The sequence below is a fragment of the Micromonospora cabrerizensis genome, assembly GCF_022230955.1.
GTDB classification, from domain to species: domain Bacteria; phylum Actinomycetota; class Actinomycetes; order Mycobacteriales; family Micromonosporaceae; genus Micromonospora; species Micromonospora cabrerizensis.
In genome coordinates, this window is the sequence record NZ_JAKKFI010000043.1 from 52,546 (window position 1) to 72,555 (window position 20,010).

At 71.3% G+C, this 20,010-nt stretch carries 18 protein-coding genes and 1 tRNA gene; 8 read left to right on the forward strand and 11 right to left on the reverse strand.

Translation table 11 applies throughout. The annotated features are described in order from the left end of the window. Positions 1-92: 92 nt before the first annotated feature. Entirely contained in the window at positions 93-500 is a 408-nt protein-coding gene (locus LADH09A_RS04595) for a carboxymuconolactone decarboxylase family protein (RefSeq protein ID WP_238643521.1), read from the forward strand. A gap of 279 nt (positions 501-779) precedes the next feature. On the opposite strand, the gene LADH09A_RS04600 is transcribed toward LADH09A_RS04595, so the two are convergent. The 4 genes from LADH09A_RS04600 to LADH09A_RS04615 form a co-directional block, all read right to left on the reverse strand. Beyond that, complete coding sequence (locus LADH09A_RS04600; RefSeq protein WP_238643472.1) at positions 780-1,823, reverse strand: DUF808 domain-containing protein; 1,044 nt, start codon at positions 1,821-1,823, stop codon at positions 780-782. Between the two features lie 341 nt (positions 1,824-2,164). Next, positions 2,165-6,025, reverse strand: a complete 3,861-nt coding sequence (locus LADH09A_RS04605; protein WP_238643473.1) for a ThuA domain-containing protein — start codon at positions 6,023-6,025, stop codon at positions 2,165-2,167. Between the two features lie 593 nt (positions 6,026-6,618). Next, a tRNA-Val gene (locus LADH09A_RS04610) sits at positions 6,619-6,690 on the reverse strand. A gap of 50 nt (positions 6,691-6,740) precedes the next feature. After that, positions 6,741-7,382 (reverse strand): TIGR02611 family protein, encoded by a 642-nt coding sequence (locus LADH09A_RS04615; protein ID WP_238643474.1) that lies wholly within the window; start codon positions 7,380-7,382, stop codon positions 6,741-6,743. 294 nt (positions 7,383-7,676) lie between these two features. Between LADH09A_RS04615 and LADH09A_RS04620 the strand changes: the two genes are divergently transcribed. Continuing rightward, entirely contained in the window at positions 7,677-8,108 is a 432-nt protein-coding gene (locus LADH09A_RS04620) for an SsgA family sporulation/cell division regulator (RefSeq protein ID WP_007457244.1), read from the forward strand. Between the two features lie 116 nt (positions 8,109-8,224). Here the strand turns inward: LADH09A_RS04620 and LADH09A_RS04625 are convergent, their stop codons facing one another. Continuing rightward, positions 8,225-9,001, reverse strand: coding sequence for a glucose 1-dehydrogenase (locus tag LADH09A_RS04625; RefSeq protein WP_238643475.1), 777 nt, complete (start codon positions 8,999-9,001; stop codon positions 8,225-8,227). Between the two features lie 203 nt (positions 9,002-9,204). Here LADH09A_RS04625 and LADH09A_RS04630 point away from each other — a divergent pair, with 203 nt between their 5' ends. Next, positions 9,205-10,185 carry a helix-turn-helix transcriptional regulator gene (locus tag LADH09A_RS04630; protein WP_238643476.1) on the forward strand — a complete coding sequence of 327 codons (981 nt, stop codon included), beginning with the start codon at positions 9,205-9,207 and terminating at the stop codon, positions 10,183-10,185. A gap of 7 nt (positions 10,186-10,192) precedes the next feature. Further along, complete coding sequence (locus LADH09A_RS04635; RefSeq protein WP_030333674.1) at positions 10,193-10,648, forward strand: RrF2 family transcriptional regulator; 456 nt, start codon at positions 10,193-10,195, stop codon at positions 10,646-10,648. A 125-nt stretch (positions 10,649-10,773) separates the two neighbouring features. Here the strand turns inward: LADH09A_RS04635 and LADH09A_RS04640 are convergent, their stop codons facing one another. Continuing rightward, positions 10,774-11,343, reverse strand: a complete 570-nt coding sequence (locus LADH09A_RS04640) for a flavin reductase family protein (protein ID WP_238643477.1) — start codon at positions 11,341-11,343, stop codon at positions 10,774-10,776. Between the two features lie 346 nt (positions 11,344-11,689). Here LADH09A_RS04640 and LADH09A_RS04645 point away from each other — a divergent pair, with 346 nt between their 5' ends. Beyond that, positions 11,690-11,869, forward strand: coding sequence for a DUF4236 domain-containing protein (locus LADH09A_RS04645; RefSeq protein ID WP_030333600.1), 180 nt, complete (start codon positions 11,690-11,692; stop codon positions 11,867-11,869). A gap of 73 nt (positions 11,870-11,942) precedes the next feature. Here LADH09A_RS04645 and LADH09A_RS04650 read toward each other — a convergent pair whose 3' ends face one another. After that, positions 11,943-12,827, reverse strand: a complete 885-nt coding sequence (locus LADH09A_RS04650; RefSeq protein WP_238643478.1) for a hypothetical protein — start codon at positions 12,825-12,827, stop codon at positions 11,943-11,945. Positions 12,828-12,851: 24 nt separating this feature from the next. Continuing rightward, the gene (locus LADH09A_RS04655) at positions 12,852-13,373 is read right to left on the reverse strand and encodes a VOC family protein (protein WP_238643479.1); all 522 of its coding nucleotides are present in this window, start codon (positions 13,371-13,373) and stop codon (positions 12,852-12,854) included. 49 nt (positions 13,374-13,422) lie between these two features. Here LADH09A_RS04655 and LADH09A_RS04660 point away from each other — a divergent pair, with 49 nt between their 5' ends. Together LADH09A_RS04660 and LADH09A_RS04665 are read left to right on the forward strand one after the other, a co-directional pair. Next, positions 13,423-13,884 carry a MarR family winged helix-turn-helix transcriptional regulator gene (locus LADH09A_RS04660; protein WP_238643480.1) on the forward strand — a complete coding sequence of 154 codons (462 nt, stop codon included), beginning with the start codon at positions 13,423-13,425 and terminating at the stop codon, positions 13,882-13,884. Positions 13,885-13,941: 57 nt separating this feature from the next. Next, the gene (locus LADH09A_RS04665; protein ID WP_238643481.1) at positions 13,942-15,531 is read left to right on the forward strand and encodes a tetratricopeptide repeat protein; all 1,590 of its coding nucleotides are present in this window, start codon (positions 13,942-13,944) and stop codon (positions 15,529-15,531) included. 353 nt (positions 15,532-15,884) lie between these two features. On the opposite strand, the gene LADH09A_RS04670 is transcribed toward LADH09A_RS04665, so the two are convergent. Beyond that, positions 15,885-17,264 carry a HAMP domain-containing sensor histidine kinase gene (locus LADH09A_RS04670; protein WP_372492223.1) on the reverse strand — a complete coding sequence of 460 codons (1,380 nt, stop codon included), beginning with the start codon at positions 17,262-17,264 and terminating at the stop codon, positions 15,885-15,887. 74 nt (positions 17,265-17,338) lie between these two features. Continuing rightward, a complete protein-coding gene (locus tag LADH09A_RS04675; RefSeq protein WP_238643482.1) occupies positions 17,339-17,995 on the reverse strand; it encodes a response regulator transcription factor in 657 nt (218 codons plus the stop codon). A 95-nt stretch (positions 17,996-18,090) separates the two neighbouring features. Between LADH09A_RS04675 and LADH09A_RS04680 the strand changes: the two genes are divergently transcribed. Next, complete coding sequence (locus LADH09A_RS04680; RefSeq protein WP_238643483.1) at positions 18,091-19,239, forward strand: LolA family protein; 1,149 nt, start codon at positions 18,091-18,093, stop codon at positions 19,237-19,239. A gap of 64 nt (positions 19,240-19,303) precedes the next feature. Here LADH09A_RS04680 and LADH09A_RS04685 read toward each other — a convergent pair whose 3' ends face one another. After that, on the reverse strand, positions 19,304-19,939 hold the full coding sequence (locus LADH09A_RS04685) for an SGNH/GDSL hydrolase family protein (protein WP_238643484.1): 636 nt from the start codon (positions 19,937-19,939) through the stop codon (positions 19,304-19,306). Positions 19,940-20,010 lie beyond the last annotated feature (71 nt).

A 20,010-nucleotide genomic window follows, 5' to 3' on the forward strand; every position in this document is an offset into this window, starting at 1 on the left:
CTGACACGGGGAGGCGATCCGTTTGTCCGGCACGGCCACGGGTACCCGCCGGACCAGCCGACAGGACAATTGCGCAAAGGTAGGGCGTGACCATGGCGGAAGACGACCAGTACGAGCGGGGTCTTGAGGCCCTGCGGCAGGCCGACGGCGGCGCCGGGCAGAGACTCCTGGAAGCCCTCGCCGACATCTCACCCGAGCTCAGCCGTCGTTCCGTCGCCTGGTCTTACGGGGATCTCTATGTCCGGCCCCAACTCGCGCGCCGGGACCGGGAGCTGCTCACCCTCGGCATACTGACGGGCCTTGGTGATGCCGAGGCCCAGCTAGAGGTCCACGTCCACGGCGCGCTCAACGCGGGCCTGACGCCGTCGGAGATAGTCGAGGCGCTGCTGCAGGCGGTGGTCTACTGCGGCGTGCCGCGGGCCGTCAACGCCACGCTCGTCGCCAAGAAGGTTTTCGCAGAGCGCAACCTGCTCCCCGTCCGCCCCACCCCAGCCGGCTGACCCGAGACCCTTCACCACAAAGCGAAGCGGTAATAAGAAACCCTCGGACTTCGTACCGCTATGGCGCCAGACAACAGAGCAACGCCCACGATGGCAGCGATCCAGACCGACCTTCGACTCACCTGCATACGAAGTAGCCCGATGGCGACGACGACACCAACACCGCGCCAAAACGGCCCACCAGCGAAGAATCCGACTCCACCAGGTACGGCTGGAGTACCAAGCGCGGTTCAGCACCAGAACGCCTGACCCGGTGGTCGAGTTGCGATGTTGTTGCGGTCAACCTCGCGGCGCTCGGTCCGCAGGAGCGTCGCGACGCCGAGCTGCACGGCTCGGCGGCGCGGGGATGGTGCCGTCAGTACGAGTCGTGGCCGCCGCAGTCGCAGTCGCAGTCTCAGCCTTGGATTTGCGGCGGTGGAGCGTGAGAGTCATGACCAGCACGACCAGCGCTCCGACGATCAGCCCGAGGATCGCGCTGGCCACCGTGCTGACGAGCCAGCCGACGAGCCCGCCGAGAACACCGGTGGCGTCGTGGGCGGCGACCTCCACGTGGTGCACGGCCTCGTACAGGAAGTGCAGGTTCAGCTCGTTCGTGCCTAGCAGCAGAATGTGCCCGCCCACCCACAGCATCGCCGCGGTGCCGACTACCGTCAGCACGGTGAGGACCACCGGCATCGCCCTCACCAGACCGCGGCCGAACGTGGCGACGGCGCCGGAACGTTGCGACAGGCGCAGCCCGGCGTCGTCCATCTTTACGATCAGGGCCACCACGCCGTACACCAGGACGGTTATGACGACGGCGACGACAGCCAGGATCGCCAGGCGGGACCAGAACGCCTCATCGATCACCTCGTTGAGGGTGATGACCATGATCTCCGCCGAGAGGATCAGGTCGGTTCGTACCGCCCCGGACACCAGTGTCGTCTCGTCCTGCACCCTTTCCTCGCCCGCGCCGTGGGCATCGTGATGGGCGATCTTGGCCCACACCTTCTCCGCGCCTTCATAACAGAGGTAGGCGCCGCCGAGCATGAGGATCGGAGTGAGCAGCCAGGGCACGAACTGACTGAGCAGCAGCACCGCCGGCAGGATGATGAAGAACTTGTTGCGCAGCGACCCCACGGCAATGCGCTTGATAATCGGCAACTCGCGCTCGGCCGCCAGGCTCCGCACGTACTGCGGCGTGACGGCAGCATCGTCGACGACGACGCCCGCAGCCTTGACGCCGGCCTTCGCGGCGGCCGCCCCGATGTCATCGATCGACGCGGCAGCGGCCCGGGCCAGCACCGCCACGTCATCCAGCAGGGCTACAAGTCCACCGGCCAAGGGAGGGTCCTTCCAGGGTTGCGCAGAGTTCGAACTGCCATTCTCGCCCAAGTCCCCGCGCGCGGCATGCCACCGCCCGGTCGCATCTGGCGCGGGAAGCCGGGCGAGAGCTCGAGGTGACCGGCTATCGCGCCCAGCCGACGACCCACCACCACCGCGTTCGGCCCGCGCCAGCCATTGCGGAACGACACGCCCGAGTCGGCTGCTGCGCAGAACCGCGGAGCACTCCGCGTTGAACCAGGACGCCGCACCGACTGGGACCTGCGGCAACGTCCCGGGACAGACCAGGGGCGCAGGCACCTTCGAAGGTCCCTGCGCCCCATCGTGCGCGGTCTACCCGATCAGCTGTAGACCTCGAACTCGAACAGCGAATATCCCCAGGCTGTGGCGCGGGTCGTGCCGTTGATCCGCACATATCGGCCGGTGGCGGCCAGCGCGGTGTTGTCGTCCACGGCACCGTCGCCACCGGCGATCGTCCGGGCTGTGGTCCAGGTTGTCCCGTTGGCCGACGTCTGGATCTGGTACCCCGAGCCGTACGCCCCCTCCCAGGTCAACTTGACCCGGTTAATGGGGTATGACTGACCGAGATCCACCTGGATCCACTGCGGGTCGGCGAAGGCACTCGCCCACCTGCTGGTCAGCGAACCGTCGACCGCGGCGGAGGCCGGGTAGGCGACCGCCTCGGTGCTCGACGCGGTCGCCGGCTTGTTCAACGCCAGGTTGCCCGAGGGCGGCTGTACGACGCCGCCGCCGTAGACCTCGAACTCGAACAGCGAATATCCGTAGGCGGTGGCGCGGGCCGTACCGTTGATCCGCACGTAACGACCCGTGGCGGCCAGCGCGGTGTTGTCGTCCACCCCACCGTCGCCACCGGTGACTGTCCGGACCGTGGTCCAGGTCGTCCCGTTGGCCGACGTCTGGATCTGGTACCCCGAGCCGTACGCCGCTTCCCAGGTCAGCTTGACCCGGTCGATGGAGGTCGACTGGCCGAGGTCCACCTGGATCCACTGCGGATCGCTGAAGGTGCTCGCCCACCTGGTGGTCAGCGAGCCGTCGACCGCAGCCGAGGCCGGGAATGTGCCGGACTCCGTGCTCGACGCCGTCACCGGCTTGTTCAACGCCAGGTTCCCCGACGGCGGTTGCGTGGTGCCGGAGGTGAACGTGAAGTCGTCGATGTCGAACAGCGATCCCGCGCCGCCGGTGAACACCAGGTACAGCTGGTGCGTTCCGGCAGGTGGGCTGATCGTCCCGGTGACGTCGGCCCACGTTTCCCAGCCACCGGTCGGGGCGACCTGCACCGTGCCGGCCACCGGGCCGGTCGGTGAGTCGACCCGCACGGTCAGCGTGCCACCGACGCCGGCCGAGGCGACCCGGGCCCTGATACCGGTGACGCCGGCCAGGTTGTACGGCGTGAAGGAAATCCAGTCACCGTTCTCGATGTACCCGATCGCGTTGCCGCCGTGGGCGCTGGGCTTGGCGGCGAGCTGGACGCCGTTCATGGTGCCGAAGTGCTCGGCCTGCCGAGTCCGCGGCTGCAGCACGTGCTGGTCCTGGACCGCGACCCCAGTGACCGGGGTGTACACCGCGGCGAGCACCCCGAAGATGTTCGCGGAAGCGTCGTGTTCACCATCCACTGTGGTCTGGATCGACCCGGTGCAGCCGTTCTTGCTGGTGATCGGGTGACCGTGACTGTCGTGGCCGAGGATGTAGTTGAGCTGGACCCGGTTGCAGTCGATGGTGCCGGCGTTCGGATCGGTGACCCTCACCTCGTAGGGCACCAGGTCGCCGAACTGGAACACCGATCCGTCGGCCGGTGTGACCAGTTGGATGGACGGTCGACCGACCCCGATGACGGTACTGGCCGTCGAGGTTCTGCCGCCGGGGTCCCGTACCGTCAGCGTCGCGGTGTACTCGCCGTTAGTCGGGTAGGTGAACGTCGGGTTGGCCGCCGTGGAGTCGGTGCTGCCGTTGCTGGTGAAGTCCCAGGCGTACGTGATCGGGTCGCCGTCCGGGTCGTTGCTGCCCGCCGAGCTGAACTGCACGGCCAGCGGCGCCGCGCCGGAGGACGGGGTGGCGCTGATCTGCGCGATCGGTGCCCGGTTGCCGCCGGTGTTGTACTCGATCCGGTAGAGGGCCGAGTTGGCGTCGCCGCCGAACCAGGTGGTGCCGTAGTCGAGCACGTACAGGGCGCCGTCAGGCCCGAACTCCATGTCCATGATCGCGGTTCCGGACCACGGGATCGGCTCGATCGCGCCGGCCGTGCCGTTGGCGTTCAAGGTGACCGCCTTGATCCAGCGACTGGTGAACTCCCCGAGGAAGACCTTCCCGTTGTACGAGGCCGGGAACTTCACGTCGGAGGCCAGCGCCGGGTTGAAGTTGTAGACCGGACCGCCCATGGGCCCGCCCCCACCCAACTCGGGCCGCCAGGGCCCCTGCCCGCCGTAGGGCAGCCAGGCCGCCTGCGACGGCGGCAGCGTGGTGATGCCGGTGTTGTTCCGGGAGTTGTTCGTCGGCCCACCGGCACAGTTGTACGGGCCGGACGACGGCCCGCTGGGGAACGTGAACTCCTGGTAGGGGGTGTTGTAGTTGGAGCAGTACGGCCAGCCGTAGAAGCCCGGCTGGGTGATCCGCTCGAACGAGACGGTGCCCGCCGGCCCGCGCTGCGGGTCGGCAGAGCCGGCGTCGGGGCCGTAGTCACCGAGGTAGACGACCCCGGTCGCCTTGTCCACGCTCATCCGGAACGGGTTGCGGAAACCCATGGCGTACACCTCGGGCCTGGTGTTCGCCGTGCCCGGGGCGAACATGTTGCCGGCCGGGATGGTGTAGCCGCCCGTCGCACCCGGCTTGATCCGCAGCACCTTGCCGCGCAGGTCGTTGCTGTTGGCCGAGGTGCGCTGCGCGTCGTAGGCGGGGTTGCGGTCGACCCGCTCGTCGAGCGGCGCGGAACCGGCCGAATCGAACGGGTTGGTGTCGTCACCGGTGGACAGGTACAGGTTGCCGGCGGCGTCGAAGTCGATGTCACCGCCGACGTGGCAGCACAGCCCACGGCTGGTCGGCACGTCGAGGATCGTCACCAGCGAGGCCGGGTCGATCGTGTTGTCGTCCCGCACGGTGAACCGGGCCAGCTTGTTGGAGCCGTTGAACGGAGCGAACTGCGCCGCCGTGCCGGTGGACGGAGCGTCGCCGCCCGGCGTGCTGAGCGGCGGCGCGTAGAAGACGTACACCCAGCGGTTGCTGGCGAAGTTCGGGTCGGCCTTGATGCTCTGCAGACCCTCCTCGTCGTGGCTGTAGACCGGCAGCGTCAGGGCGACTTTGGTGTTGCCGTTGACGTCGGTGTACCGGACGACGCCGTTCCGCGAGGTGTGCAGCACACCCCGGTTGGGCAGCACGGTGAGGCCCATCGGCTCACCGGTCTCGGCCACGCCCTTGGCCAGGTTCACCTGGTTGAACGTGCCGACGGGGGCCTGCACCGAGCAGTTGCCGACGTTCTGCGCGGCGTACCTGATGCCGCCGAGCAGGTGGGTGCGGAAGTTGGCCTCGGTGTAGCTCTCCTGGGTATGGCCGAGGCCGGTGTACCAGGAGCGGCCGCCGTCGTAGGGCCGGCACCACGAGATCGGGTGGTCGCCGTTCATGGTGCCGCCGGTGTACGTGGCCTCGTTGAGATTCGCGAGGACGTGCACCTGCGAGCGGGGGTTGGTGCGGTAGTTGTACAACTCGTCGGTGCGGTTCCAGTTCACCGGGATGCCCGCGTTCGAAGGGTGGGCGGTGTCCTCGATGCGGACGGTGGCCGGCTGGATCGCGGGGTGGCTGGAGAAGTAGGCGCCGACGAGGTTGCCGTACCAGGGCCAGTCGTATTCGGTGTCGGAGGCGGCATGCACGCCGACATAGCCGCCGCCGGCGCGGATGTAGCGCTCGAACGCGGCCTGCTGGGTCGGGTTGAGCACGTCGGCGGTCGTGGACAGCCAGATGACCGCTCTGAACCTGGCCAGGTTCGTGTCGGTGAACTGGGCGGCGTCCTCGGTCGCCTCGACCGTGAAGTTGCCCTGCGTGCCCAGTTGCTGGATCGCAGCGATCCCTGCGGGGATCGCGTCATGCCGGAACCCCGCGGTCTTGCTGAAGACCAGCACCGAGAAGTCGGCTGCGAATGCCGGGGCGACGTTGACGCCCATCCCGGCCAGCACAAGAGCGACGATTAGCAGCATTCTGCGAATCATGATCGGTTGGTTACCTCTCGTGAGGAAGTAGCCGAAACGTGCGCCGATCACGTCTCGAACGTGGCCGCGGTGGGCGGCCCCGTGGGTAGGTCCCGGGACGCGCACAGCGGTGTCGCGTCTGTCCCGGCGGTGAGGGGTCGTCGGCACCTCGCTCCTCGGTGGAGGTCGCGCGGCGCCGTGATGGGGATGGGGGTGGGGGTGGGGTCGGGTGGACGTGAGCGGCTGTTGACGGTGGCTGGTCAGGGGCGCCACGCCGCCATCTTCTTTGACCTCTGCTCTCGGGAGAGCGCTCTCTCATGGAGGTTTGGAAAAGTTAACAGATTCATCATCGTCGAACAATAGTTCCATCGACCGCCGTGAAATCCGACTGCGGAAGTCCGCCCCGGTCGGCGAGCGCGCGGCGGTGATCGACGGGACGCTCCGAAGGCCGCCCTGGGTACACGACCCCGCAGTGTGGACCGGCGGATGGGCGGACCACCGGACGGTCGGCCACCAGCCTGCTCCCAATCTAAGCCGCGCATACGGCAAAGCCCGTTACCGATGATTCCGGCAACGGGCTTCTGACCTGCAAAAACTGAGAGTGGGCGATGCTGGTATCGAACCAGCGACCTCTTCGGTGTGAACGAAGCGCTCTCCCACTGAGCTAATCGCCCTCAGCGGCACTGACTCTACCCGATCGTGGAACCGGACCGGAAATCCGGGGTCAGTGCGTCGCGAGGTAGTGCATGGCCTCGGCCACCACGTCGATGCCGAGGCTGAACTTGAGGGACAGCCAGACCACGGTGCCCACGAACACGAGGCCGACGGAGCCGAGCACGATTCGCACTGCGAGCGACTGTCGAGTCACCCACTGTGTCCATCCGTGGACATGTCGGCGGGTGAAGCCGAGCAACCGGCGCGCCCAGTGGTATTCGACGGCCCAGATGCCCAGCCCGGCGATCACCAGCAGCCAGCCCGGACCGGGCAGCGGAATGAGAGCGATGCCGATGGTCACCACGAGCGCCCCGGCGATCGCGATGAAGATCTTGAGTGCGATCCGGCCGGTGGGGTTGGCCCGGATGAGATCGAGGGTCACCGAGATCCGCTCCCGCCAGCGGGGGCGACGCGGCGGGTCCTGCACGGCGGTGCTGCCACCGCCGCGACCGGAACCGCCGAGCGGTCGGTCCGCGTTCGTGCCGCCTGTGGAACCGACGGTCGACCGGTCCGCGCGTCGGCCGGTCCGACGATCGGCATCGGACGCCGGCCGATCGGCCCGTTCGGGCTGCTCCAACGGCACTGCGTACCCCCGCTTTTCGGCTGCTCGGACCACGACGTTCGGCGGGCCGGGCGCCGCCGACGGATCCATTGAGGATCTCTTCGTCACCATTTCACCCCCCAGTGTCGCGCGGGCCCGTCACTGCAACGGCCGACTGGACGTTACCGGAGTAAGTCGACGACTGAACCACCCGATGCCGGGCGGGATCACGCACTGGGCAGAACCGGAAATCCTACATGAATTCTCACATTCACGCGGCCTTTCCGTCCCCCTTCCCACCACTGGGTGAAGTCAGCGTATGGCGGAGCGTAGCCAGGAGTAGCACCTGAGTATGGGAAAAGCGGGACACGCGCGTTCCGCAGCGGTGCCGGGGGGAGAACGTCCATGAGTGTCATCCGACCGACGACCGTAGAGGTCGAGACGTCGCTAAGGCTCGTCGCACCTGACGCCACCGCCTTGCCGGTGCGTGCCAGTCTGCGTTACGACCCTGCTGACCCGTATGCGGTCCATGTCCTGTTCCATGCCGAATCTGCCGGCGGCGAGGCGGTGAGCTGGTCCTTCGCTCGCGAACTGCTGGTCACCGGCCTGGACGAGCCAGCGGGCATCGGGGATGTGCGGGTCTGGCCCTGGGCCACACCGCGCGGCGACTTCGTCGCGCTGGCCCTCTCGTCACCGGACGGCAACGCCCTCTTCGAGGTGCCGCGCAGCGTCCTGGTGCGTTTCCTTCGACGGACGTACGTCGTCGTCCCGCGCGGCCGGGAGGCCGAGCACCTGGACGTCGACACGGCGGTGAACCGGCTGCTCGCCGGTCGCTGAGCACCGCCCGAACGGGCAACACCGGCCACACCGGGGCCGCGCGGATCTGCCGAGTCCGCGCGGCCCCGGCACAACTTCAGGAGTACGCGGGCAGCCCGACCCGGGTCAGCCGGTGCTCAGCCGTGGGTGGTGATGCCGCCGTCGACGGGAATGACCGCCCCGGTGAGGTACGCGCCGGCGCGGGACGACAGGTAGATGGCGGTGCCGGCCATGTCCTCGGGGCGGCCGATGCGGCCCAGCGGCACCTGCTGCTCGATGGCGGCCCGGCTCGCCGGGTCGTCCAGTGCGAACGCCATCATCTTGCTCTCGAACGGGCCGGGTGCGATCGCGTTGACGGTGATCTGCTCGTTGGCCAGTTGGTGGGCCAGGCTGCGGGTGAGCATGTGCACGGCAGCCTTGGTGGCCGAGTACGCGTACACCTCCATCATCGGCACCCGGATGCCGTCGATCGACCCGATGTTGATCACGCGGGCCGGGTCGTCGGCGCTGGCGGCGGCGCGGAGCGCCGGCAGCAGCGCGGTGGTGAGCCGGAAGACGGCCTTGACGTTGACGGCCCAGAGCTTGTCGAACGCGGCCTCCGGGTAGCCCTCCAACGGCGCGCCCCAGGTGGCGCCGGCGTTGTTGACCAGCACGTCGAGGCTACCGACCCGCTCGCGCACGGCGGCGGCCAGCGCCTCGGCGCCACTGTCGTGACCCAGGTCGGCGGGGATGGCCTCACAGCGACCCTCGGCGGAGAGTTCCTTGGCGACCGCCTCGCAGACGTCCGCCTTGCGCGACGAGATGATCACGTGCGCTCCGGCCCGGACGAAGCCCTGGGCGATCATCAGGCCGATCCCCCGGGAGCCACCGGTGACCAGGACCGTCTTGCCTTCGACCGAGAACAGCTGCGTCATGCCCATCCCATCGCGAGTCGGCGGGGCCGCCGACCGGGCAGGCGGCCGGCGGTGCGCCGGGCGGACCGCGGACCGGACGGCGCTACCGCCGGGTAACGTAGCCCGGCCACCAGGATCGCGACAAGCCCGCACCGACGCGCTGATTTCGCTGCTCGCGTCGATCGGGATGCGATGACCTGCGCTTCGGGCTACCGTCGCAGGCGATGGTCTCCACCGGTCCCTCCCCCGCGCCACCGATCGGAACGGCGTCACCCGTCCCCGACGAGATAGCCACGTTCGCGCTGGCCGACCTCTCCCCCGACCCGCGCTGGCGTCGGCCCGTGATCGTCGAGCGGGAGCTGCTGATCCTCACCACGCGTGGGCACGGCGACGCGGAACTCGACTTCCACCCGCTGCCCTGTCGGCCCGGCACGCTGCTGCGGGTTCGCGCCGGCCAGGTGCTGCGCTGCGCCGGTCCGCAGTTCGACGCCACCGTGGTTGCCTGGGCCCCGGAGGCGCTGCGCGGCTTCGACCTCGACCTGGACGCGCCGGTGACCTGGCGGCAGTTGGCCGGCGAGGACGAGGACGCGGTGATCAGCGAGGTGAGCCAACTGGTGGTGGACTGCCAGCGGCACCCCGACACCGTGGCCGCCCGTGCGCTGCTGCGCCACCAACTGGCGGTGCTGCTGCTGCGGCTGGCCCTGGGCAACGCCGAGCGGTCGATCACCCGGCCCGAGGACGAGACGTTCCACCGGTTCTGCCGGGAAGTGGAACACGGCTACGCGCACACCCGGCGGGTGGAGGACTACGCCGCCGAGCTCCGCTGCTCGGTGCGGACCCTGACCCGGGCCTGCCTCGCCGTCACCGGTCGCAGCGCCAAGCAGGTCATCGACGAGCGGGTCGCGTTGCAGGCCGGCCGACTGCTCGCCGCGACCGATCAGCCGATCGCCCAGATCGGCCGGAACCTCGGCTTCTCCGAGCCCACGAACTTCGGCCGCTTCTTCACCCGGGAGGTCGGGGTCAGCCCCGGAGCGTTCCGGGCCGCACGGGACCAACCGGCCGCCCGGGTGATCCGGCCCCGGCCGCCGGCCGAGCCGACGGGCGCCAACGGCGGCAGGTTCCGTGCCGCCGGATCGACCAACGGGTCTCACACCACGCGACCCGGGTCGCCCACCGCGCCGGCGGGCGGCACCGGGCGGGCATGATGACAGGGTGCAGATCTCCGCGCGCGGCGACTACGCGGTACGGGCAGCGCTGAGCCTCGCCACCGCCTACCCTTCGCTGCTGTCCACCCAGGCCATCGCCGCCGAGCAGGACATGCCCCGCAAGTTCCTGGAGGCGGTCCTGGCGGATCTGCGCCGGGCGGGCATCGTGCGCGCCCAGCGCGGCGCCGAGGGCGGGTACACGCTGGCCCGACCCCCGCGCGAGGTGACCGTGGGCGCGGTGCTGCGGGCCGTCGAGGGCCCGCTCGCCGGCGTACGCGGGCTGCGCCCCGAGGAGACCCGGTACGAGGGCTCGGCGGAGAACCTGCCCGGCCTGTGGGTGGCGGTCCGCGCCGCCGTGCGGCGGGTCGTGGACGAGGTGAGCCTCGCCGAGATCGTCAGCGGTCGGTTGCCCGCCCACGTCCGCAAACTCACCGCGTTGCCCGACGCGTGGGAGCCCCGCTGACCCGGCTGCGGGTCACAACGTCCGCACCACCTCCCAGGTGCTGAGCCGGGGCAGCCGCTCCCGCCCGGGATCCAGGTCCTGGGCGGCCCGGTCCACCGCGAGCAGGTCCGGCGTGGTCGGTGCGCTCACGCCGCCACCGGCGGGACCGCGGTGGTGTAGCCCCCGCGGTGATGCACCAGAGGCGCGCCGTCAACGCCGTCACCGAGCGCGAGCGGTTCGGCGAGCACCAGCGTGTGGTCGCCGGCCGGCACCCGGTGCACCACCCGGCAGAGCAGCCGGCCGAGCACTCCGGTCAGCAACGGCACCCCGAACGGTCCGGGAGTCCAGTCCGGGTACGCGGCGAACCGGTCGATGCCGCTCGTCGCGAAGACCGATGCGGCCTCCTGCTGCCCCGCGGCCAGCAGGTGCACCGCGACGTGCTCCGCGCGGGACAGCACCGGCCAGCTCGACGACGCCACCCCGAGGCAGAACGAGACGAGCGGAGGGTCCAGCGACACCGACGTGAACGAGGTGGCGGTGAAGCCCGCCCGGATCGGTGCGCCGATCCCACCGAGGCAGGCGGGGTCGGTGGCGGGGGCGGCGGCGGTGACCACGGTGACGCTGGTGGCCTGCCGGCGCAGCAGAGCACGGAACAGGTCCCGGTCCACCGGCCGCAGCTCGGTGGCCTCCGGCGTAGGACGCTCCACGGTGGTCATGCCGACACCAGGGCCGACGCGGCGTAGAGCGCGCTCGCGTGCCGGACCAGGTCGACGTGCACACGAGCGGTGAGGAGAAGCTCATCGCGCTGCGACATGCCCTCATGTTGCCGGGCGCGGGATCGGGCGGTCAACGCTCTTCCAGAAGATGAGACTTTCGCCGCCGCCGATGTTACGGAGTGCCCTCAACAGCGTTTACCGTGCCGCAACACCTATCTGTTGAGTAGAGATTTAGGTGCGCCGTGGGTCACCGTCCAGGACGGACAGCGAGAGGGTTTCAAAAGTTGTCGGTTCGGGCATGTTCGATCTCGACACGGCAGGGAACGGTGACGAGGGGAGACCTCCGATGGGCCTCATGTTTCGCAAGCGCAAGAAGTACGGTCCGATCATCCTGAACTTCACCGAGAACGGCTTCTCCTCGTGGAGCATCAAGATCGGTCGCTGGTCCTGGAACTCCAAGGCTCGGGCGCACCGCGTCGACCTGCCGGGTCCGCTGTCCTGGAAGCAGGACAAGTCCCGGTCGTAATCATCCCGGGAGTCGAGCGGGGTGCCGGTGATTCACCGGCACCCCGCTCGGCGTCTGTGGGGGTGCGGGACGCTCAGCGCGCCAGCGTGATGATCTCGTCGCCGGCCAGCCGGCCGGCCTCGCGGTCCCGCCGCACCTCACCCGCGTCGAGCAGGTCGGTGAGCGCCCGGTTGGCGTCGGCGGCACGGTAGACGGTCGCGGTGAGGGTGTGCCGGCGCAGGTCGGTGACCGGCCTCGGCCCGCCCTCGCGCAGCTCGGCCAGCAGCTCGCGGATCAGTGGTTCGAGCTCGGGCTCGCCGGCCACGTCGACAGTCGCGCCCATCGGGTCGGCCGGGTCGCGGTAGCGCACGTCGAGATCCGCGCCGATCGCCCAGAGCGCGTCGCGGACCGCCTCCAGGCTCCGGTCGGAGCGGCTGCCGAACGCGATCACGCCGGCAGCCTCGCCGTCCGGCAGCACCGGTGCCACCTCGGCGACCAGGGGGAAGCCGGCGGAGACGAGCGCGCCACGGGCACTGTCGCCGGTGTGCAGCAGCAGCTCTCCGGTGCGACCGTTGGTCGCGGCGGTGAGCAGTTTCGGCGTCACCGCGCCGGGCAGGTCCACGAAGGAGAAGAGGGGTGCGCCTGCGGCCCCGGCGGCCTTCACCGCGACCGGGAGCCGGTAGGGGTCACCGGGCAGCAGGTGCACGGTGACCTCGGCGGGCAGCTCTGCCTCGATCGGGCCGAGTCGGGCCGGCAGGTCGGCGGCGCTGTCGGTCAGCACCAGCACCGTCACCTGCCGGCCGCGCACCTGGTCGCCGTGCGCGGCGACCAGCCGCAGCACGGCCTCCGCGTTGCCCGCGGTCGTGCCCGCGAGCGCGATGGTGGCCCGCCGGGAGCGGTGCAGGGCCGCGGGCAGCCAGGTCGTCAACTGGCGGACCAGCAGCTCGCGGAGGAAATCAGTGGTCCGGTCGGTCGGCATCGGTCCGTTCTACCGTACGACCGATCAGGCCGGGACGGAGATCCCCACTCCACCCCTGGTCTGACCGCCGTAGCGCTGCCGCTCGGCGTCCAGGTCGAGCCGACCGATCTGCTTGCGGGCCGCCAGCGCGCTGTCGTCGAGCAGGTCGGCGGGGATCAGCCAGACGATCTCGAACTCCAGACCGTCCGGGTCCCTGCCGTAGAGGCTCTTGGTCGTGCCGTGGTCGGAGGTGCCGACCAGCGCGCCGGCGGCGGTGAGCCGCTCGGCCGTGGCGGCCAGCTCGTCGAGGGTGTCCACCTCCCAGGCGAGGTGGTAGAGGCCGACGGTGGCCCGGCCGGCGGTCGACCGCCCGGCGGTGGCGCCGATCTCGAACAGGCCGAGGTCGTGGTCGTTGGTGGAGTCGGGGGCCTGGAGGAAGGTGGCGCCCCGGAAGCCGTCCGGAGTCATCGCCACCGGGCGGAAGCCCAGCACGTCGCTGTAGAACGCGACGCTGCGGGCGAGGTCACTGACGTAGAGGACCGCGTGGTTGAGCCGGTGGATACCCATGACCCGAGCCTAGCGCGGTTTTGTTGAGCGTTCAACTACATGGGATATGATGGCGGTCATGACCCGCTGGCTGGACTCCGACGAGCAACGCACCTGGCGCGCGTACCTCACCGCTTCCCGGGTGCTGATGGACACGCTCGACCGCGAGCTGCAACGCGACGCCGGTATGCCGCACGCGTACTACGAGATCCTGGTCCAACTCTCCGAGGCCCCCGGCCGCCAACTGCGGATGAGCGAGCTGGCCCAGGCCGCCGGCTCGTCGCGCAGCCGGCTCTCGCACGCCGTGGCCCGCCTGGAGGCCGCCGGCTGGGTGCGCCGCGAGGAATGCCCCACCGACCGGCGAGGGCAGATCGCGCTGCTCACCGACGAGGGTTTCGCCACCCTCGCGGCCGCCGCGCCCGGCCACGTCGAGGGGGTACGCCGACACCTGTTCGACGCGTTGAGCCCCGCCCAGGTCGACCAGCTGCGCCGGATCAGCGAGACGTTGGCCGAGCACCTGACCGGATCCTGACCAATCGACACCGGCGCGGGTCTTGTACTTACCGTCGTCGGATGAGCACGATGGGGCGTGTCTTCCGGCTTCGGCGAACTGACTGATCAGGCGCACCACCTCGTGTCGGCCGGTGATCTGGCCGGCGCGCAGCAGTTGCTCTCCGACGCGCTCACCGACGCCGACCCCCGCCCGGCCAACGCCACCGGGGAGCTGGCCGAGGCGGCCAGCCTCCAGGCGCGGGTCCTGGTCGCCCTCGGTGAGCCGCACTCGGCCCGGGGGTGGGCCGCCTTCGCGTACGCGGCCACCACCCGGCTGCACGGCCGCTCCGACCCGCGCACGGTGGCCGCCGCGGCGACCCTGGCCGCGGTGCTGCACCGCGTCGGCAGCCATTCGAGGGCTGCCCGGCTCTACCAGGAAGTCATCATCGAGCTGACCGCACAGGACGGTCCGGAGTCACTGCGGGTGCTCGCGGCGCACGCCGACCTGGCCACCGTCGAGTACGCCCGCGGCCAGTGCACGGTGGCCCGGGACCGGCTCCAGGACGCCTGGGAGCTGCACCGCGAGGTGTATGGCGACGGGCACCCCAGCGGCATCAAGATGCTGGCGCGGCTCGGGGCGATGCAGCGTGACTGCGGGCAGTTCGCCGAGGCACACGACAACCTGGCGCTGGCCCGCGAGCTGTGCCGGCAGCACCTGCCCGCCGACGACCCGCTGGCGGCACAGGTGGCGACCCTGGCCCGGGCGGCGGCCAACCCCGACCACGCCTGCGCCGACGACCCGCCCACCGCCCGGGACACCCCGGTGGTGCCGGCCGCCCGCGTCCCTCCGCACCGCGAAGGCTCGGCCGCCTCCGACTACCACCCGCCCGCGCCTCCCTCACACCACACCGGGGCGGCGGCGGGCGGCGGGTCCGTTCCGAACCCCCGGGTGCCAGCCGACGAACCGGTCGGGTCGACGGGCACCCGGTGGCCACCCGAGCCGGCGAGCGAGCCCTCGTCGTACACCACCGACACCCCGGTGCCGCCGTCCGTGGTCGGGCTGGCCGGCGGCACTGAGGAGCAGTCCGGGGTGTACCGGCTGCGCCGGCCCGACGCTCACACGCCGCGTGAACCGTATGCGCCACTCGAGCCGTACCGGCCGTCCCGGCTGCTGCCGGTGCCCGTGCACCGGGCACCGTCGGCGCAGCGCAACCGACTGGTGCCGGTGCTGGTGGCCGGCGTCGTCGTGGTCCTGCTCGGCGCCGCCGCCGTGATCGCCGGGGTGGCCCGGGTCGACAGCGACGACGAGCCAACCCCGCCGCCGGGCAGCGGCTCCCCCAGCGCCACCTCACCGGCCGGCACCGCGCCCACCCCCGCCGGCACCCCGCCCGCGTCGGCTGGCGACGCGGCGCCGCTCGGCAGTCCACCCAGCGCGGTGACGCTGCGCGACACCCGGGACAGCATCGCGCTGAACTGGGCCTACCCGGCCGGCAGCGAGGGCCCGGTGGTCATCGCGGGCGGCCGCACCGGCCAGGACCGCAACGTCTTCGCGACCCTGCCCGCCGGCACCACCAGCTATGTCATCTACGCGCTCAACCGCACCAACGACTACTGCTTCACGGTCGCCGTGGTCTGGTCCACCGACACCGTTGCCAGCTCCGAGCAGGTCTGCACCCGCCGCCGCTGACCCGTCAGGCACGCCCCGCCAGCCCGCCGCCCGGCCAGCCAGGCCCCGCCAGCCAGGCCCCGCCAGCCACGCCCCGCCGGCCACAACCCGCCGGCCGCACCCCGCCGACCTCACTCAGCGTGGCTTGCCGTTGACGAGCCCGCTGTGACGTTGCGTTACCTCCGAGTGCACCCAGCCACCCGTCCCACCCAGGCTTTGCTTTGCATACCTCGATGCACCACCGCAGACGAACAGCTAAGACGTCGCGGCAGCCGCTTCGGCAGGCATCGACGATGTCTCACGCTACGTAGCTGTCGCGCCCGTGGGTGCAGAGCAAAGGGGCATCGGGGGGTGGTTGGGCGGGCACGTCGTCGTCACGGACCGTCAATCTGTGGCCCACGGCCGTCCTCGCCCGGAAACGCCGGCAGCAGCAGGCACGCCCGGAGCCCGCGCTGGTCCGGCGCGTCGGTCAGGCTGATGCTGCCGCCCGCGCGTCGCACCAACTCCCGGACGATGGCCAACCCCAGGCCGGCGCCCCCGTCGTCGCGGGCCCGCCCGTCATCCAGCCGGGTGAACCGATCAAAGACCCGCTCCCGGTCCGCGACCGGGATCCCCGGGCCGTCATCGGTCACCGTCACCAGGTGGTACGCCCCGGAGCCAGGCCCCTCCGTCGAAGCCGCCTCGGCGGCGGCGAGCACCACACTGCCGTACGCGTGCCGGACCGCGTTGTCGACCAGGTTGGCCAGCACGCGACGCAGCTCGTCGGCGTTGCCGGTGGTCCAGAGCGGGGCCGGCGGCGGCGTCACGCGCACCGGCGGCGACGGGTAGCGGGCGGCGACCTCGGCCAGCAGCGCGCCCACCTCCACCGGGCCCACCCCCCGGGTCGGTGGCGCTTCGTCCAGGCGGGCCAGCAGCAGGAGATCGTCGACCAGCCGGCTCAGCCGCTCGGTGTCGGCCAGCAGGTTGGTGGTGACCGCCGGCCAGTCCGTCCGGTCGGCGAGACGCTGGGCCACCTCCAACTCGGTCCGGATGTTGGTCAACGGGCTGCGCAGCTCGTGTGCGGCGTCGGAGACGAACGCCCGCTGGCGGGCCCGGGCGGATTCCAGCCGGTCCAGCATGCCGTTGAGGGTGAGCGCCAACCGGTGGATCTCGTCGGCCGACGCGGGCACCGGCAACCGGCCGGCGCCGGCCCGCCCGGTGATTTCCTCGGCGCCTCGGCGGAGCGCCTCAACCGGGCGCAGGGTCGCGCCCACCACCCGCCACGCCACGGCGGCCAGCACGGCCACCAGCAGCGGAAACGCCACCAGCAGGATGGTCCGGACGACGTGCGCGCTGTGCCGCACGTCGGCCATCGAGCGGGCGACCAGCACGGTGAGCGGGTCGGCCGCGGTGCCGGCGGGCACGGTCACCACCCGGACCGGGCCGGCGAGCCCGACCCGCTCGGCCGGCACCTCCAGGCGCTGGCGGCGGTCGCGGTCCAGCCGTTCCGGGCGGACCATCGGCACCAGCCGGTCGGCGTCGATCGAGGCGGCCCTGATCCGACCCTGCGCGTCGACGACCTGGACGCGCACCTGGCCACCGGCCACCGGCAGCGGGTCGGGCAGCGCGTCCTCGGCGGCGAGCAGGGCCACCGCGTCGGCGGTCCGGAACGCCTCGGTGTCCACCGTCCGCTGGAGCACGAAGCCGAGCGCGCCGAGCAGCACCACCCCGCCCAGGGCGAGCCCGATGGTGAGGCCGAAAACTCCCAGCGCCATGAGCCGCCCCCGCAGCCCCAGCACCGGCATCCAGCCGACCCACGCCCGGCGGGCACCCACCGGGCCGTCGGTGATCACGTCGCCAGCCGGTAGCCGGCACCCCGGACGGTCTCCAGCCGGTCGCGGCCGAGCTTGCGGCGCAGGTAACCGACATACACCTCGACGGCGTTCGGGGCGGTCTCCACGCTCGCGTCCCAGACGTGGTCCAGCAGCTCGGTCTTGGAGACGACCTGGCCGGGCCGGCGCATCAGGTAGTCCAGCAGCGCGAACTCCCGCGCCGTCAGGGTCACCTCGTCGTCGGCTCGGGTCACCCGCCGGCGGGCCGGGTCCAGTCGCAGGTCACCGACCGCCAGCACCGTCGGGCGTTCCGGCGCGCCCCGGCGCAGCAGCGCCCGCAACCGGGCCAGCAGCACGACGTACGAGAAGGGTTTGGTCAGGTAGTCGTCGGCGCCGCAGTCGAGGCCGTCGGCCTGGTCGTACTCACCGTCCTTGGCGGAGAGCATCAGCACCGGCAACCAGTGCTGCTCCGCCCGCAGCCGCCGCACCAGCTCGTAGCCGGAGAGGCCGGGCAGCATCACGTCGAGGATCATCGCGTCGTAGCCGCCGTGCCGGGCCGCGTCCAGGCCGGCCGGGCCGGTCCCCGCCACATCCACCGCGAAACCCTCCGCCTGGAGGCCGCGTTGCAGGGCAGCCGCCAACCGGGCCTCGTCCTCCACCACCAGCAAGCGCACGGTTCAAGGGTGCCACCCGGGTCAATCGTGGCGGTCCGGCGTCCTCAGCACGCTCACAGGGCACAAGGAGGAGGATGTGTGGAGGAGGTGTCACCATGTCCGTTCTGAGAAGCCGTCCCGTCCTTCGTTGGCTGGTCCCGGCCACGGCAGCCGTCGCCGTCATCGGCGGGGGCGCGGCGATCGGCACGTTCGCCGCCGAGGCCGAGCCGAGCCTGCCACCACGCACCGCGGCCCAGCTTCTGGTCGATCTGCAGACCTCCCGGCTGGAAGGGCTGTCCGGGACCGTGGTGCAACGCGCCGACCTCGGCCTGCCACCGCTCGTCGGGCTGGTCTCCGGCAACGAGCTGACCACCCTGCTGACCGGCACGCACACCCTGCGGGTCTGGTATTCCGGCCCGGATCAGCAGCGGGTCGCGCTGCTGGACACCCTGGGCGAGCAGGACGTGATCCGCAACGGCCGCGACGTCTGGACCTGGCAGAGTCGCAGCAACACCGCCAGGCACCTCACGCTGGGCGACGACGCCGGGGCCGGAAAGCCGGTCCCCGAGTCGATGCCGACCATGCCGGCCACCCCGCAGCAGGCCGCCGACCTGGCGTTGGGCGCGATCGACCCGAGCACCGAGGTCAGTGTCGGCCGCTCGGCCACGGTCGCGGGCCAGGACGCGTACGAGTTGGTGCTCCAGCCGCGCGACAAGGACTCACTCGTGCACCAGCTGCGGATCGCCATCGACGCCAAGCAGCACGTGCCGCTGCGCTTCGAGGTGCTCGCGAAGGGCAGCGACCGGCCGGCGTTCGAGGTGGCCTTCACCCAGGTCGACTACCGTCGCCCGGACGCCGACCAGTTCACCTTCAACCCGCCGCCCGGTGTGACGGTCACCGAGGAGAAGGCGCAGCGGCCGGCCGCCAGGCCGGGCGCCGCCAAGCCGGGCCAGCCGGGCCACGTCGCACCGGCGGGTGACCCGCAGGTACGCGCGGTGGGCTCCGGCTGGACGACCGTGCTCATCGGGCGCCTCGACGGGGTCGACGCCGGCCCGAAGACCCCCGCGAAGCCGGCCGCGCCACCGGCCGGCTCGCCGGACGTGGACATGTCGAAGCTGCTCGGCGGGCTGCCGACGGTCAGCGGTGACTGGGGCAGCGGTCGGCTCTTCAGCAGCAAGCTGTTCAGCGTGCTGCTCACCGATGACGGCCGGGTGCTCGCCGGCGCCGTCACTCCGGAACGGCTCTACCAGGCCGCGCGCGGCTGACCCACACGGTGTTCGCGCCGGGTCGACCTGACGGTCGGCCCGGCGCTTCCGTGAAACCGCCCGGTCAGGGGGCGGCGGTCACGCCGAGGGCGGTGAGGTACGCGTCGGCGAGGACCGCGTGGCCGGGCAGGTAGGGATGGACGCGGTCGTCGGCCCAGCGCGTCGTCGGGCTGACGGCCAGCACCCGGTCGAACGCCGCCTGATTGGCCACGTGCACCGCGTCGAACTCGGTGGCCAGCCCAGCCACGACCGCCGCGTACCGGTCGGTGTCGGCGCGTTGCGGGACGCTCCGGTCCGCCTCGATCAGGAACGGGTCACCGAGGATCAGCCGGCAGCCCGTGGCGGCAACCGCCCGCCGGAGCAAGTCGCGCAGCGTGCGCTCGTACTCCTCGATGCCGACGGCCTCCTGCGGCCGGTCGCCGTAGTGCCGCCAGATGTCGTTGATGCCGATCAGCACCGAAAGCCAGTCGGGCCGCTCGGCGACGGCGTCCGTGTCCCAGCGCGCGGCCAGGTCCCGCACGGTGTCGCCGCTCACACCGCGGTTGACCCACGACAGGTCCAGCTCGGGGTGCCGTGCGTCGACCAGGGCGCGCACGAGGCTCACATATCCGCTGCCGTAGGGCGCGGCGACGTCGCGGCGACCACAATCGGTGATGCTGTCGCCGATGAAGACCACCCGTTGCCCGGTCCGCAGGATCATCCGCCGCCACCTCGCGATCACCGGCGCGCCGGCCCGCCCGGCTTGGTGAGGGCCGACTCAACGCGCTATCT